Raw genomic sequence first — 16222 nt, 5'->3', positions numbered from 1 at the left:
ATTGGCTGGAGTACGTTGAATAGGAGGTGGAGGGAGCAATGACTCGTCCTTTCAAACGCCGAACTTTGATCCTCGGCTCTTTTGCCGCAATCAGCTTCGCGCGGGCAAATTCCACAAAGGTTTGGCGAATTGCCTTGGTTACCTCTAGCCCGGGCGCTCATATCCTAGACATCGTGCGCACCTCGCTCACGGGCTTAGGATACGAACAAGGCAAGGATTTCATCATAGATTTTCGTGAAGCAAGCGGCCACTTTGGCGTACTACCGGCTTTGGTTGATGAGTTGATTGCTTTGAAGCCAGATTTAATCATTGCCGAGGCAACGCCAGCCATTGCAGCCGTCCAAAAGGCCACTACAACCATCCCAGTTATCATGGCACCAGCTACCGACCCTATCGGGTCGGGCTTCGTCAAAACCTTCACTCATCCGGGTGGAAACATTACTGGTGTTGCCAACATGTTTGGTGACAGCACCACGAAGATTTTGGACATCATTAGCTCGACTTTCCCGAATGCCAAGAAGATCGGAGTTTTGATATCTAACAATCCAACACATCCGCCTTTGCTAGAGTTGGCAGTGCGCGCGGCCGCAACGGTCGGCATTTCGGCGAGCGGGTTTGTTGCCAAGAACCCCGAAGACTTGGACAGCGCGTTCGCGCAGATGAAGGCAGCCAATTGTGAAGCTGTTTACGTGCTTGCTGATCCACCTCGACCGGCTTTGCCGGGAATTGCGCTGAAAGCCCGTTTGCCAACAATTTTTCAAGTAAGTAGTTACGTCACACTCTATGATGGGCTGATGAGTTACGGGCCCAACATACGATCTTTTTACACGATGGCTGCTGACTACGCGGCCCGTATAATGAGGGGCGCCGATCCAAAAGAGTTGCCGGTGGAACAGCCGACTACCTTCGACTTCATTATCAATCTTCGAACGGCGCGGGCTATTGGTATTACGATGCCTGAAAAGGTCTTGCTGATGGCCGACCAGATTATCGAATAACCAACGGCGCGCCGCCGGAACTCCCATTCGATCGGCAAGTGCTCAAAAGCCACGTTAGTAACAAGGGCCGTGGGTTGCCTCGTGGCACGCGGTGACGGAAGTCGGCTCCGGGTCAAAATGCGAAGAACTCAGGGAGAAGGTCATTGGCTAACAGGTACGGTCATGATCGTGCTGGCCTACGCCGGGAGCTTGCTTCTAGTTCATCGTCTTTTCCTCATCGTGAAGCCGAAGCTGCTCAGGCTGCGGTGGTTCGCTCGCGGCTGGGGCGTGGGTCCTAGCCCTCCGCACACGAATGCTGACGCGATAACGATCTACGCCCTCGGCGCAGGAGGTTCGGCACCTAGGGCCACAGTGGTTGCTTCGAAGTTCGCACCAACCGGCCCGGATAGATAGCTCCGCACCTCACCCCATGGCGGGGAACTCGCGCCACACTGTCGAATTAACACAGGCTAACGGGGGATAGCGGCGCACGGCGGATTTTCGCGCGCGAAGCGTAGCTCCCAAGGATGGCCTGAATGACCCACGTGGTCCTCGTTGTTGATGACGACGCAAGCGTGCTCGATGTCATCGCGGACATGCTGCAAGAACTAGGATGTGAGGTTGTTACGGCCCGCAGCGGTGAGGAAGCTTCGACGAGCTGCGCCGGAATGACCGCATCTCAATCTTGGTCACGGACATCAACATGCCCAATATGGACGGCCACGAGCTGGCCGAACGGGCCACACGAATGAAGCCGCAGTTGCGGGTTCTCCAGCTATCCGGTCGCGAGCGACGGCGAGATGGTTATCCTATGATCAGAAAGCCGTTCACCGCAGAGGACTTGGCCGACACCATGCGGCGGACGACCGGCATCTGTTGATTGATCTGAATACAGCCCAGCTAGGGACCGTGTCCGTTGTCATCTACCAACGCTGGCCAATAAGACGCTCCCTTGCCCCCTAGGCCATAACGAACCAGTATTCGCCGAGAGTGACGAGAGTGACGGTTTTTTCTTTTTTAAGATGAGAGAACTGACTCTCTAGAATAGTGTTCTACTTTAAAGGCTTGAAAGCCGTCACTCTCGTCACTCATCGACGATGACAATTGGCATAAGGAGGCAACTTCGATCCCTCCCATTGCTGCTGCCTTTGCTACCTATTTGCACCAGCTCGGCCAGCACCCGTCTTGCTCGTGGCGGCCCGTGCGATTTGTGCAGGTCTGGTCGAGCAGGCGCTGCCCGACATTCTTCCAGAGGGCATGAGAGCCAAACAACCTAGCTGCATCCGCCTTCTGAATTTCAACGACGCGAAGGCAGCGCACGCATTCTACACGCAGCACATGGAGCGTAATTTCCGAGAGGCGACATTGCAGGATCGGCAGCGGTGATCGTCCGGTCGCGCGTGGGTCGGCCAGCACTGCCTCCCATAATCCATCCGGCATCGGATCGCTTGGTGCCGGATCTGGCTGATCGATATCTCGCCGACGAGCAGCCTCCCGCGACAGCTTCTCCATCTGCTTTGGGGTGGGCATTCTCCAGCTTGCGGGTCGCTCGTTCGTCATGGTCAGGCCAGATTGACAAAGGAACAAATAGAGAACATTATTGGCCGGTCAGGTCAAGCAGTTGGAGTCAGGCCATGGCGGAAGTCACCTATTTTGTCGCGCTGCCGTTCGTCGCGGCCGATGACGGCATTGCCGCTGGCGAGCCTACGGAATGCTTCAATCCAAACGCCGCTGTAATGCGCGCTGAGGCGTTGTCCCGCAAGAAGGCCATGTCGGTGCAGTCGCCTTTAGCCGCACCGGTGACCCTGCTAGTGGCGATTTCAGGGATGCCAAGGTGATCAGGAAATTCGGCCAAGTGCCGGATGATTTGAGTACCCTATGACCCCCAATTCATCTGCGCCGAAATCAAAAGGCTGCACCTTCAAATTCGTAGGCAGCAGAAAGAGGTCCATACGCTTCACAGTCCGGCTTTGGTGCTGCGTCGGCGGACTATTGCTGTTGCGGATGCGGGCTTCTGTGAACGCGCTGTGCATAGCGCCAGACAAATTGGTTCGCGAGCAGCGCATCGTGCCACTCTGCACGAGCGGCTTCGACGTGATTCACTGACGCAATAATTGATCGATTGGGGGTTATCGTGGCGAAAGAGGAAACGGGCTTCGGTACCATCAAGTGCCCAGGTTGCGGGGAAGCAATCCCGATCAGCGAAGCCATTCAGCACCAAATTGCAGAACGAACGCGCGAGGAATTTAAGGCCGAAGCGCTGGAAGCGAGACGGCTGCTTGCGGCAAGAGAACGCGAACTGGATGAGAAAGCAGCAGCCCTTGATCGGAAGGTTTCTGACCGGCTTGCTGCAGAACGAGCCAAACTTTCAAAAGAGATTGAAGCACAATTGAGGTCCGGACTTTCAACGGAAATTGCGGATCTTCAGCGTCAGGCGGACGAACGGGCCGAACGGCTTGCACAGGCGCAGGCAATCGAGCTTCAACTCCGAACCGAGAAGCGAAATCTAGAGGAACGAGAAAAGGCGCGCGATCTGGAAATGGCTAGAAGGCTAGACGAAGAGCGCGTCCGGCTTCAGCAAGAAATTTCGACGCGGCTCGAAGAAGAACATGCGCGGCAAGCAGCAGAGAAAGATAAGCGGCTTTCAGACGCAATGAAGGCTAACGACGAGCTTAGGCGCAAACTGCAGCAGGGCTCGCAACAGCTTCAGGGAGAAGTGCTCGAACTTGCCCTGGAGGATTTGATTTCTCAAACGTTCCCATCGGATCTGGTTCAACCCGTGCCAAAGGGCATCAACGGCGCGGACATAATGCAGCGTGTTCAGAACCCGAACGGCGACCTGACTGGCTCGATCATTTGGGAATCAAAAAGGACAAAGGCATGGAGTGATGGTTGGATTCAAAAGATAAAGGACGACCAGCGGCAGGCTAAAGCCGAGCTTGCCATATTGGTGAGTGACGCGCTGCCAAAGGATTGCAGTCACTTCAAGCAGATTAGTGGAATCTGGGTAACCCACCCAAGGTGCGCGATTCACTTAGCGAGTGCACTGCGGCTGCTTCTAATCGAGGTTGCTTCGGCGAAACGCGCCGCAGTGGGAAAAAACGAAAAGATGGAAATCCTTTACGCCTACCTGTCCGGGATTGAATTTCGCCAAAGAGTCGAGGCCATCGTCGAAGCGTTCGTCAGCATGCAAGAAGACTTGCAGGAAGAGCGTCGATCAACTGAACGGCGCTGGGCAAAACGCGAAAAGACAATTCAGAGGGTTATCACTAGTACGTCCGGCATGTATGGTGATCTTCAAGGACTGGTCGGGTCTTCGCTTGCAGCCATCCCGGCTCTGACAGCAGGCGATTAACGGCTCCTCTCGTGCAAGCTCAAGGTGTGGCAAGCGAACGCGCCCTTGGCAAATTTCGACGATCTCAAACCGTGCGACCAAATACGACTGCTGCACGGGAAGGCCGACCCGGAGCATAGAGCTAGCCTCGCGTCTCTCCCATTATCTCTCTCTTTCTCTCATTTTCTCTTATTTTCTCTAGGAATCGGCCGAACCGATCCATATAGTTCCCGAATGGCCGACGAAATACTGACAATCCCGGAGGTTGCCGAGCTTCTCAAGATCAACGAGAAGACTGCCTACAAGCTGGCCTCCGCAGGCAAAATTCCCGGTTTCAAGGTCGGCGGATCGTGGCGCTTTGAGCGGCAGGAAATTGCAAGATGGATCAAACGGAAGGTTGAGGAGCAGCAAGGGGGCAACGGGGGGTGATAATCGAGTACCACGCCACTCACGCGCTGAGCAGACGGCATTCCGTTGCGGACGCCGAGAAGCTGGCTTGCGCTCTCATGGATGCGCAGGTTGATGCAGCGTCATTCGGGCTCAATCCCCCAATTCAACGCAGGAGTCACGCTGTCGGGGCATTCGCTCGGGGCAGGACATGCAGGAAATAAATGTAGAAGTCCGGCCCGATTTTCTGGAACGGCAGGCGAAGGCCCAGCCGATCCAAGCCCTTGCCGAATTGATCTGGAACGGACTCGACGCCGACGCAACCTCGGTCAACGTCGAGATTGAAAATGACGCCTTGGGCGGCATGTCCAAGATCGTCGTTACCGACAACGGGCATGGCATGCCCCACGCAGAGGCCCCCCAACTATTCAAAAATCTCGGCGGCTCATGGAAACGTCAACGGCTGGGTACGCTCGGCCACAATCGCATATTGCATGGCCAAGAAGGTCGAGGGCGCTTCAAGGCTTTTGCGCTCGGCGGTGTTGTTGACTGGAAAGTCGTATACGACAATGGCGGCACGTCGTCCCGCTACGACATCACCGTTTTAGAACGTGAGATCGAGCGCGTCCGCATTTCCGATGAGCAGCCCTCGCGAGGGGCAGTGCGGGGCGTCACGGTTGTTGTTTCGGAGTTGAAGCGGCAGTTCAACTCATTAAAACCTGAAAATGCAGTCCAAGAACTATCCGAAATCTTCGCGATCTACCTCAAGGACTACCGTGACGTTAGCATTGCCATTGGCAGCGAGAAGATCGACCCCAATCTCGCAATCGCCAACGCATGGGAGTTTACGCTATCCCCCATAGTTGATGAACAGGGCACGCAGCGTAGTGTGATCCTTGAAGTTATCGAGTGGCGTAGGCAGACCCGCCGCACGCTTTATCTGTGCAGCGAACAGGGCTTTCCCCTGTCACACGTCGAAACGCGTTTTTATGTCGGTGACTTCCATTTTTCCGCCTATCTGAAATCAAGCTTCATCCGCGATCTGCATCGCGACGGTCGCCTCGACCTTGCTGAAATGGTCCCCGACTTGGCGACCGCCATCGAGGAAGCGCGAAAAAAGATCAAGGAACTTTTCAGGTCCCGTGCCGCCGAGCGGGCGCGGATCGTTGTCGATCAGTGGAAAGAGGATAAGGTCTATCCCTACGAAGGGGATGCCACCACGCCTCTTGAAACGGCCGAGCGACAGATTTTCGACATCGTAGCTGTCACCGTCCAGGATGCATCTCCCGATTTCCGCGAGACGCCCCCCAAGCAAGCCGCCCTGCATCTCCGGCTGTTACGCCACGCCATCGAGCGCAGCCCCACCGAATTGCAGCGCATCCTTGATGAGGTGTTGAAGCTACCTAAACGCAAACAGAAGGAACTCGCCGAACTTCTCGATGAGACTGACCTTTCGGGAATTATCAGTGCGACAACGCTGATCGCCGACCGACTCAAATTCTTAGAAGCGCTGCGATTCATCCTGTTTGACTACGAAGCGCGCCAGAAACTCCGCGAGCGCTCACAGCTTCATAAAATCCTGGAACAGAACACTTGGATATTCGGTGAGGAGTACAACCTGTGGGCAAGCGACAAGGACCTCACGACAGTCTTGAAAGCGCACAGCGCCAAGCTCGACCCTGACTTGGTCATTGATGATCCGGTTAAGGTCGTCAATAAGACGCGGGGTATTGTCGATCTCATGCTTTCGCGCGCGCAACGCCGCCATCGCCACAACGACCTTGAACATCTTGTAATCGAGTTGAAGGCCCCGAAGGTTGTGATTAACGCCACCCACTTGATGCAGATCGAAGGCTATGCGCTCGCGGTCGAAGAAGATCCGCGTTTCAACCGTGTGGACGGTCTTCGATGGCACTTCTGGATTGTCTCTGACGAGTACAATAAAGAAGTCGAGGCCCGCATCAAAAATGGGCCTGATCCGCAGCGCCGCCTAATTCAAAAAGGTGCGCGCATATCGGTGGGTGTCAAGACCTGGGGTGAAATCCTGGAAGAAAACAATGCCCGCCTCCAATTCGTGAAAGAGAAACTCGAGCATCGTGTCGATGACGGGCAGGCGCTCGCCTACCTTCAAGAACGACACCGTGAGTTCCTTGAAGGGGTTCTGGTAGAGGGCGAAGAAGGTGAAGCCGCCGCCACTTCGGAAGAGGCCCAGGCAACAACCGGCGCGGGGGCCGCATGAACGCCGTAGAGATCGAGGAAGCCATATCGGCGCTGGCCGAACAGCCATTCGACGGCGGCGAGTTTCCATTCGCGTTCCTGCAAGCCTTCGGGAACAAGGAAACCACGATCAAGCGGCTGCGCGCGGGCGCATCGAACAAGTCCGACCTTGGCGGTGTCCTGCAAACCAACAACATCCACATCGCCGTCGCCGCGCCGGGCGAGGTGACGAAGAGGCTGGCCGCGCTGAAAACCAGCCCCGCGACTGCCAAGGCGAAGGCCCGGTTCATCCTCTCAACCGACGGCGCGGATTTCGAGGCCGAGGATTTGGAAACCGGCGAAACGGTCGCCTGCACCTATGCTGATTTCCCAGATCATTTCGGGTTTTTCCTGCCACTGGCGGGGATCACCACCGTCAAGCAGGTGCGCGAAAGCTCGTTCGACATCCGCGCTACCAGTCGCATGAACAGGCTTTATGTCGAGCTTCTGAAAGACAACCCCGATTGGGATAAGCCGGAACGTCGCCACGACATGAACCATTTCATGGCGCGGCTGATCTTCTGCTTCTTCGCCGAAGATACCGACATTTTCAGCGGTAAAGACCTGTTCACCAACACAATTGCGCGAATGAGCGAGCGGGATTCGTCGAACACCCATGAGGTGATCGGCCAGTTGTTCCGCGCCATGAACACCAAGCGCGAGGATCGCGCGAGCGCCGGGATTCCAAGATGGGCCGACGCTTTCCCCTATGTGAACGGCGAGCTCTTTTCGGGCAGCGTGGCCGCGCCGCGTTTCAGCAAGATCGCCCGTTCCTATCTTCTGCACATCGGCAGCCTCGATTGGACGAAAATCAACCCCGACATTTTCGGGTCGATGATCCAAGCCGTTGCCGAGGATGAAGAGCGCGGTTTGCTCGGCATGCACTACACGAGCGTTCCGAACATCTTGAAAGTGCTCAATCCGTTATTCCTCGACGATCTGCGCACCCGGCTTGAAGAAGCGGGCGACAATTCGCGCAAGCTCTTGAACCTGCGCAACCGCATAGCAAAGATCAGGGTGTTCGATCCGGCCTGCGGCTCTGGCAACTTCCTTGTTATTGCTTACAAGGCAATGCGTGAGATAGAGGCCGCGATCAACGAACGGCGTGGGGAAGCCGACCGGCGCACGGAAATCCCGCTCACCAATTTTCGCGGCATCGAACTGCGCGACTTTCCGGCGGAGGTCGCGCGCCTTGCACTCATCATCGCGGAGTTCCAGTGCGATGTGCTTTATCGCGGGCAAAAGGAGGCGTTGGCTGACTTCCTGCCGCTCGACGCCGAGAACTGGATCACCTGCGGCAATGCCCTGCGGCTCGACTGGTTGAGCATCTGTCCGCCGAGCGGGACGGGCGTGAAGCATCATGCCGAAGACCTGTTTCACACGCCGTTCGACCAAGCGCAAATCGACTTCGAGAATGAGGGTGGAGAAACGTATGTTTGCGGGAACCCGCCGTATGTCGGCGACAAATACCAGACGATGGATCAGAAGGCCGATCTGAAAACTCTAGCCACAAAAGACGTTCGCGCAGTCGATTATATCGCTGGGTGGTTCTGGAAGGCTTCTGACTACATTAGGCACGGCGGGCGCTTTGCCTTCGTCTCAACCAATTCCATCTGCCAAGGGGTCCAGGTTCCGCTAATCTGGCCGAAAATCATCGCTGCCAAGCAGGCAGTCTTTTTTGGCCACAAGGATTTTCTGTGGGGCAACAACGCCGCCAAGAACGCGCAGGTTACGTGCATTATCGTCGGCGTGGCGAGTGTGGAAGCCAAACCGAAATACATATTCGAGGGGGAAGAGCGCAAAGAAGTTGAAAACATCAACTTCTATATGGCGCCCGGCAAGAACGTCATCGTCGAAAGGGCGAATGAACCTATCTCCGATGTCGCGATCATGTTTGGCGGCAACATCCCAAGGGATCAGGGAAATCTTCTGCTCGCACCCGATGAGGCGAGGGACTTGACGGCCTCATACCCAGCGGCGGCGGCATTGATAAAGCCCATCTTGGGCTCCAACGAGTTCATCAATGGTTTGGAGCGATATTGCCTTTGGATCACTGACGCACAGGCTTCGCTCGCTTGTTCTATCCCGCCGATCAAGGCGCGGCTTGATCGCATCCGCGAATATCGACTGCATGGTAGCGAGCGCGGGCGTGCGGGTCTCGACACGCCTTACAAATTTGAGCGAACGATCATCGGGAATAACCATACGATTATCATTCCCAGCGTTTCATCGGAACGTCGCGCCTACCTTCCATGCGGATTGTTGCCCGCCGATGTGCGCGTCTCTAACCTCGCGCTCGCCCTCTACGACGCCCCTCTTTGGAACATGGCGCTGATTGCCTCGCGCCTGCATCTCGTCTGGATCGCCACCGTCTGCGGCAAGCTGAAAACCGACTTCCGCTATTCCAACACTCTTGGCTGGAACACTTTCCCGGTTCCCACGCTCACCGAAAAGAACAAGGCTGACCTGACCCGCTGTACCGAGGACATTCTGCTGGCGCGCGAGGCACATTTTCCAGCGACGATTGCCGACCTCTATGATCCGGAGAAAATGCCCACCAACCTTCGCGCGGCGCACGAGCGCAACGACGAGGTGCTTGAGCGCATCTATATTGGCCGCCGCTTCCGCAATGACACGGAGCGGCTGGAAAAGCTGTTTGATCTTTACACCAGGATGATTGCATCGCCGGTCGCGGCGACGAGAAAGAAAAAAGCGGGGGCGAGCGCGTGAGCGACTACGTGTTGTTTCAAATGTGGGGGCCATTTCGGCAGTCTTTGATCGAGGGCCATACATTCTATGTCGAGCAGGCTCGCAAACGCCTGCTATCGCAATTCGATGACATCAGCGCGGAAGCCGACAAAGCAGCCGAGGAATGGCTAGAGCGCAACAGCCATCTATTTGACCCTGACAGGCACGACCCCGGCGACTTCGATGAGGCTGCCTACAACCACAGTATTGAATTCTACGGGCTCCTGACCGACATGCGGGATCAGACCCGCCTGAGTGTTGTCGCCGGGATGTTCCACGAGTGGGACAAGCAGCTACGCGATTGGCTAGTACGGGAGATTGGGCATTGGCATCTTGGCGATAGCACTGCCCTGAAAGTCTGGTCGGCTGACTTCGGACAGATCGCCGATCTCTTGGAAAGCCTCGGATGGAAACTTCGCAGCGCAAGCTATTTTCGCAAGCTTGATGCGTGCCGCCTTGTGGTCAACGTCTACAAGCACGGCGAGGGAAAATCGCTTGATGAGTTGAAGCAGAGCTATACCGAATATCTTAGTGACCCGTTCAGCGGTGCTGGCAGTGCTTTTTCAGACATGAAATATCGTGACCACACGCACCTCAAGGTCAATGACGATCAGTTTCAGGCGTTCGCGGACGCAATTGTCGCGTTTTGGAAGGATGTTCCAGAGAATATCTTCGAGTCGATGGTCACAGACGTTCCTGACTGGTTTGGAAAAGCCATTCTGAAGGACCGCGACGGCCAGCTACGGATGAGCAAGAAATGACCGATAGTTTTTCAAAATCTGTGCCGTCTGTCTCCGTCTCCTACGCCCGCAACGGCTCATCGACCAAGGCCAACGCGCTTGGGATGCGGCCCATGCAGGAGCGCGCCTATGAACGGCGCGGCGAGCAATATCTTCTCATCAAATCACCGCCCGCCTCAGGCAAGAGCCGCGCGCTCATGTTCATCGCGCTCGACAAGCTGACTAATCAGGGTCTCAAGCAAGCCATCATCGTCGTACCGGAAAAATCCATCGGCGCGAGCTTCCATGATGAGCCGCTCACCAAATATGGCTTCTCGGCTGACTGGATCGTTGCGCCGAAATGGAATCTCTGCGACGCGCCCGGCTCCGACAACGGCGGCAAGGTCAATTCCCTCGGCGCGTTCCTCGACAGCGAGGATAAGGCTCTGGTCTGCACCCATGCGACCTTCCGCTTCGCCGTGGACAAGTTTGGCGTTGAGAAGTTCGACAACCGGCTGATCGCGGTGGACGAGTTCCACCACGTTTCCGCCGACCCGGAGAGCAAGCTCGGCCAGCATCTCGGCGCGTTCATCGCTCGCGACAAGGTGCATATTGTCGCCATGACCGGCTCATACTTCCGGGGCGATGCCGTGCCGGTGCTGGCCCCACAGGACGAGGCGAAGTTCGATGCCGTCACCTACACCTATTATGAGCAGTTGAATGGCTACCAGTATCTCAAGCAACTCGACATAGGCTATTTCTTCTACTCCGGCTCCTACGTCGATGACATCGCCAAGGTAATCGATCCATCGGAAAAGACGATCATACACATTCCGAACGTCAATTCCCGCGAGAGCACCAAGCGAGGCAAGACGACGGAAGTTAGCGAAATTATGGGAACGCTGGGGAGTTGGGAAGGCAAGGACCCCGACACGGGTTTCGATCTCGTCAAACGAGCTGATGGCCGCATGCTCAAGATTGCCGACCTTGTGGATGACGGCCCCGACCGGCATGCCAAGGTGCTCGCTTCGCTGAAAGACCCTGCGCAAAAGAACAACCGGGACCATGTGGACATCATCATCGCCCTTGGCATGGCCAAGGAAGGCTTTGACTGGATTTGGTGCGAACACGCGCTCACCGTGGGCTATCGGTCGAGCCTCACCGAGATCGTGCAGATCATTGGCCGCGCCACCCGCGACGCGCCCGGCAAGACTCGCGCCCGCTTCACCAACCTGATCGCCGAGCCGGACGCATCCGAGCAGGCCGTGACCGAGGCGGTGAACGATACGCTGAAGGCCATCGCCGCCAGCCTTCTTATGGAACAGGTCCTTGCGCCGCGTTTCAACTTCACGCCAAAGAATCCGCAGAGCGGCCCGGTCGAAGGCTTTGACTATGGCGAGGGCGGCTACGACCCGAGCAAGAGCAACGTCGGGTTCAACGAGGAAACCGGCCAATTCCACATCGAGATCAAGGGCCTTGCCGAACCCAAGAGCAAGGAAGCGGCGCGCATCTGCACCGAGGATTTGAACGAGGTGATCGCCGCCTTCGTGCAGGATAAGACGGCCATCGAGCGTGGGTTATTCGACGAGGAATTGATCCCCGAGGAACTGACCGTGGCTCGCATGGGCAAGATCATCAAGGACAAGTATCCCGAGCTGACTGACGAAGATCAGGAAGCCGTGCGCCAGCACGCCATCGCCGCTCTCAACATCACGCAGCAAGCCAAGCAGATCGCGGTTGGGGGTGACGGCGGGAATGGCAGTGATACCGAGCAACGCGCCAACACCGCCCTGATCGACGGCGTGCGCAAGTTTGCAATGGATGTGCGCGAACTGGATATTGATTTGATTGACCGGATCAACCCGTTCGGCGAAGCCTATGCCATCCTCGCCAAGACCATGAGCGAGGATAGCCTGAAGCAGGTGGCGGCGGCGATTGCCGCCAAGCGCACCAGCCTGACGCTGGAAGAAGCGAAGGAGCTTGCTGTCCGTGCCGTCAAATTCAAGAAGGAACGCGGTCGGCTTCCATCCATCGATTCACAGGACGGATGGGAACGGCGCATGGCCGAAGGGGCTGCCGCCTTTGTGCGCTTCAAGGATGAGGGCCGCTATGAGTGACCTCGACCTTGACGATCTGCGCGCTGAACTCGACGCCTTTGCTGTAGCTGAGAAGAAAGGCGGGCGCTCCGCGCGCGAGGAACGCATCATGGCCGGTTTTGAGGAAATCCAGCGCTTTGTCGAAACCCACGGCCATGCCCCGCAGCACGGCGAGGACAAGGATATTTTCGAGCGGCTTTACGCCGTGCGACTCGACAGGCTCCGCGCGCTTGAGGAATGCCGTTCGCTCGTCGCGCCGCTCGACAAGCAGGGACTTCTAGCTGGCGCGGCGACGGCTCCCGCTGCGCCCGTCGAAGAAATGGACGACGAGGCATTGCTTGCCGAACTGGAAGGTGCAGCAGGAGCATCAGACATCACGGAGCTTCGCCATGTCCGCACCAGCGCGGACAAACGCGCCGCCGAGGAAATTGCCAACCGGGAAAGGTGCGAGGACTTCGACGAGTTCAAGCCGCTCTTTGAAAAGGTAAAGCGCGAAATTGACGAAGGCATCCGGCAAACACGGCCATTCGAGCTAAAGGCCGAAATCCGTCCCGGCGCTTGGTTCATCGTCGGCGGGCAGTTGGCCTATGTCGCCAATATGGGCGAAACATTTTCCAACGCTCAAGGCAAGACGGACGCGCGGCTGCGCGTGATCTTCGACAACGGCACGCAAAGCAATCTGCTCATGCGCTCGCTGCAACGTGCGCTCCACAAGGATGAAGCCGGGCGGCGCATCACCGATCCCTCGGCCGGGCCGCTATTTGCCGGGGAAAGCGAAGATGGCGACCATGACAGTGGCACCATCTATGTCTTGCGCAGCAAGTCCGACAATCCCGCCGTTGCGGCTCACCGCGATGTGCTGCACAAGATCGGCGTGACCGGTGGTGACGTTGCCAAGCGGATCGTCAACGCGAGGCTCGACGCGACTTTCCTTCTGGCCGATGTGGAGGTCGTCGCCACCTACAAGCTGTCCAATATTAACCGCACGAAGCTCGAAAACCTGATCCATCGCATCTTCGATCCGGCGCGGCTCGACATCGAGATCAAGGATCGCTTCGGCAATCCAGTGATCCCGCGCGAGTGGTTCCTTGTGCCCGTGTTCGTGATTGATGAAGCTGTTGAACGGATCAAGGACGGGACGATCACCAACTACAAATACGATCCGGAGTCTGCCCGGCTTGTGCAGGCTGCAAGCTAGGACTGTCCGGCAATCATGGCGCGACGACCGGGCAATACTTTGGAAAAATGGGAAGTCGCCGTCGTCAAGGCGATGCTCGCGCAGAAGTATGTGCCGCAGGACATTCAAGCCTATTTTTCAAGACCCACGCGGTCGATCAATCACGCGCGCATTTCCGAGATACGGGATGGAACCAAGCACAAGACCATCAAGCCTGCATCGGACGCAGAGCTTGATGCGTTCCTAGAGGCTTGGCCCAATATCGACCCTGCCACGGGCCTGCATCTGCAAGGGGATGAGCTTCTTGTCAAAGCGCGCGAGGCGATGATCGCGGCTGTCCATACCTTTAACAGCGCGGGGCTTCATTTCAGGGCCGAGCTTTTCATCGTCACGAGCATCATCGCCTGGACTTATCTGCTGCACGCTTACTACAGGCGTGAGGGCATCGACTACCGATATAAGAAGAGCGGCACTGTAGAAAAAACGCCAAGCGGAGCCGAAAAATTTTGGGAATTAGGACAGTGCCTTGCGCACGGCAAATGTCCGCTCGACAAGGGCGTGGTCAACAATCTGAAGTTTCTTACCGAAATCCGGCACGAGATAGAACACCGCTCCACTAACAGGATAGACGACGCCCTGAGCGCCAAACTTCAGGCGTGCTGCATCAATTTCACCGATGCGATCAAGAAGCTGTTCGGCAAGGAGTTTGCGCTCGAAAAGCGACTGCCGATTGCCCTACAATTCGTGACGTTTGATGGTGCGCAGCGGGCCGGTTTGGTGGGCGCAGACCTGCCCGCCAACATCGCCACCGCGATGGATAATTTCCACAATGGGCTAACAGACGACGAGCAGAAAGACCCTAAATTCCGCTATCGCGTGGCGTTTGTGCCAAAGGTGTCGGGCAAGGCTTCCAAAGCAGATATTGCCATCGAGTTTATTAAGCCGGGCACACCAGAAGCCGATGCCGTTGAACGGGTACTGCTCAAGGAGGTGGAACGGCCAAAACTTCTTCCTTCTGAAATCGTTGCGAAGATCAAGGCCGCTGGCTATTCCGCGTTCAACATGCGCGATCATACCCACTTGGCGCAACAACTCGAGGCGCGGAAACCAAGCAAAGGCTATGGCGTTCAGGTCGCTAAGACTTGGTACTGGTACGAGAACTGGCTCCAGAAGGTGATTGAGAAGTTGGCGGAGGGATGGACACGTCCAAAGCCACACGGGGCGAAAAGTTGATGCTGGCGAATGCCTGACAACCTCATAAAGCATCTAACAGCGTGTCTAAACGAACCACTTTGGATTTAACCATCCCCCATTTCAAATGAAGCGCCTATGGAGGATTGCTTTGACTGAACCAGCCTCAATCCAATTCCTACCTGAGTGGCTTTTTGTTCAGCAGTCCCAGCTCCGAAGATACCTCTTGCCCAGCCGTGAGAGAGACTTGGAAAACTACTCTCAGCAGTTGTCCATGACCAAAGAGTTTTTCGATTCACTTCCGGCCAGATCGATTTTGTATGAAATATATAGGATTACGCCAGACAAGCTTAAAGAGGTTTTCGATGATGGGCTTGTCGGGCTTACGCATGCGTGTGAGTCGCTTCTTGGGTTCTGGGCCTTTCAGCATGGCTACAAGTTCAAGGCATCCTTGGATGGGTACCAATATGCGATGAATGAAGGCAATTTTCTTCTCGCCTTCTCTTGTGCTCGCGCGATGTTTGAAGAGATGGCTCATTTCCATTTTTTCTTGTTGCGGATTGAAGCCAGCCACTCGAAGACAATTCTGCTATTTGAGCAGGAGGCCCCGCGGATTCGGAAAGGAAAGCTTCCACCGGAAGGCTGGAATCGGAAGGTTGTCGCTTCCCAGCTTGAACTAATAAAGAGAGTGGCTAAGGCCGTTCAAGGCTCGGACTTTGACTGGAAGGGTTGGTTCCAGCAGACCGCAGAAAGATATGAGCTGCCACGCGTCGATATAGTTGAGTTGGTTGGCGAGCACACCGAGATGAGGAAAACACACATCTGCGACTGTATCGAGGCCCTTGACCAACAATCTCAGTTGAAGGCTACTGAGATGTACAATTTGCTTTCGGAGATGGTGCACCCGAACTTTGGTTCTAACTCCCTCGTCATTGCGACAAGAAAACGTGTCAGTGAAGTCGTTGGTGAGGTCGTCTTGTCGAACAATCCGAAAACCGTCGAAGCTGCGGCGTGGTTTTTTGAGTTAGCCGCCGCGCCCTTAGCCCAGATATTTGAATTGGAAAGAAGTTGCATTGTACGTTCACAAGCTTTGCTGAAATATTATCAAAGTTGGGCAGTTAATCTCTCGCAGGGGACCGAAATTCCCAGCAGCAGCACCAAACGTTGAGCGGGAAAGGCGGACTGTTGACGCGACGGGCTTGTTGTATGGGGCCACCCGATCCGAATGAGACCGAATGCAGTGCTGCGTTTGGCTCGACACGATAGCCGTGATGGCATTGCCGGATATATTTCTGTCGAACCGGTGAGTGCCAGCCACTAACAACCGGCCTTCATGA

12 protein-coding genes and 1 pseudogene are annotated in these 16222 nt (G+C 56.1%); 12 read left to right on the top strand and 1 reads right to left on the bottom strand.

Annotated features, from left to right (window positions below):
- Positions 1 to 38: 38 nt before the first annotated feature.
- Positions 39 to 998 carry an ABC transporter substrate-binding protein gene (locus AC0L2O_RS14155; protein ID WP_473370151.1) on the top strand — a complete coding sequence of 320 codons (960 nt, stop codon included), beginning with the start codon at positions 39 to 41 and terminating at the stop codon, positions 996 to 998.
- 682 nt (positions 999 to 1680) lie between these two features.
- A complete protein-coding gene (locus tag AC0L2O_RS14150; RefSeq protein WP_473370150.1) occupies positions 1681 to 1857 on the top strand; it encodes a hypothetical protein in 177 nt (58 codons plus the stop codon).
- A 275-nt stretch (positions 1858 to 2132) separates the two neighbouring features.
- On the opposite strand, the gene AC0L2O_RS14145 is transcribed toward AC0L2O_RS14150, so the two are convergent.
- Entirely contained in the window at positions 2133 to 2507 is a 375-nt protein-coding gene (locus AC0L2O_RS14145) for a hypothetical protein (protein WP_473370149.1), read from the bottom strand.
- 104 nt (positions 2508 to 2611) lie between these two features.
- On the opposite strand from AC0L2O_RS14145, the pseudogene AC0L2O_RS14140 reads away from it, so the two are divergent.
- From AC0L2O_RS14140 to AC0L2O_RS14095, 10 genes and pseudogenes are all read left to right on the top strand, one after another.
- Positions 2612 to 2859, top strand: a pseudogene (locus tag AC0L2O_RS14140) (hypothetical protein).
- Positions 2860 to 3111: 252 nt separating this feature from the next.
- Positions 3112 to 4332, top strand: a complete 1221-nt coding sequence (locus AC0L2O_RS14135) for a DUF2130 domain-containing protein (protein WP_473370148.1) — start codon at positions 3112 to 3114, stop codon at positions 4330 to 4332.
- Positions 4333 to 4545: 213 nt separating this feature from the next.
- Positions 4546 to 4740 (top strand): helix-turn-helix domain-containing protein, encoded by a 195-nt coding sequence (locus AC0L2O_RS14130; protein ID WP_211419715.1) that lies wholly within the window; start codon positions 4546 to 4548, stop codon positions 4738 to 4740.
- Positions 4741 to 4909: 169 nt separating this feature from the next.
- On the top strand, positions 4910 to 6937 hold the full coding sequence (locus AC0L2O_RS14125) for an ATP-binding protein (RefSeq protein ID WP_473370147.1): 2028 nt from the start codon (positions 4910 to 4912) through the stop codon (positions 6935 to 6937).
- Entirely contained in the window at positions 6934 to 9684 is a 2751-nt protein-coding gene (locus tag AC0L2O_RS14120) for a class I SAM-dependent DNA methyltransferase (RefSeq protein ID WP_473370146.1), read from the top strand. The genes AC0L2O_RS14125 and AC0L2O_RS14120 overlap by 4 nt, the downstream gene beginning before the upstream one ends.
- Positions 9681 to 10463, top strand: coding sequence for a hypothetical protein (locus AC0L2O_RS14115; protein ID WP_473370145.1), 783 nt, complete (start codon positions 9681 to 9683; stop codon positions 10461 to 10463). The genes AC0L2O_RS14120 and AC0L2O_RS14115 overlap by 4 nt, the downstream gene beginning before the upstream one ends.
- Positions 10460 to 12538: a DEAD/DEAH box helicase gene (locus tag AC0L2O_RS14110; RefSeq protein WP_473370144.1), complete on the top strand. Its 2079-nt coding sequence runs from the start codon at positions 10460 to 10462 to the stop codon at positions 12536 to 12538. Before AC0L2O_RS14115 ends, AC0L2O_RS14110 begins: the two co-directional genes overlap by 4 nt.
- Complete coding sequence (locus AC0L2O_RS14105; RefSeq protein ID WP_473370143.1) at positions 12531 to 13715, top strand: GIY-YIG nuclease family protein; 1185 nt, start codon at positions 12531 to 12533, stop codon at positions 13713 to 13715. Before AC0L2O_RS14110 ends, AC0L2O_RS14105 begins: the two co-directional genes overlap by 8 nt.
- 15 nt (positions 13716 to 13730) lie before the next feature.
- Positions 13731 to 14927, top strand: coding sequence for a DUF3644 domain-containing protein (locus tag AC0L2O_RS14100; RefSeq protein ID WP_473370142.1), 1197 nt, complete (start codon positions 13731 to 13733; stop codon positions 14925 to 14927).
- 232 nt (positions 14928 to 15159) lie between these two features.
- Complete coding sequence (locus AC0L2O_RS14095) at positions 15160 to 16053, top strand: hypothetical protein (protein WP_473370141.1); 894 nt, start codon at positions 15160 to 15162, stop codon at positions 16051 to 16053.
- The last annotated feature ends 169 nt before the right edge of the window (positions 16054 to 16222 follow it).

Source organism: Bradyrhizobium sp. Kon10 (assembly GCF_055807395.1).
This window is presented reverse-complemented; position numbering and strand designations above follow the sequence as displayed.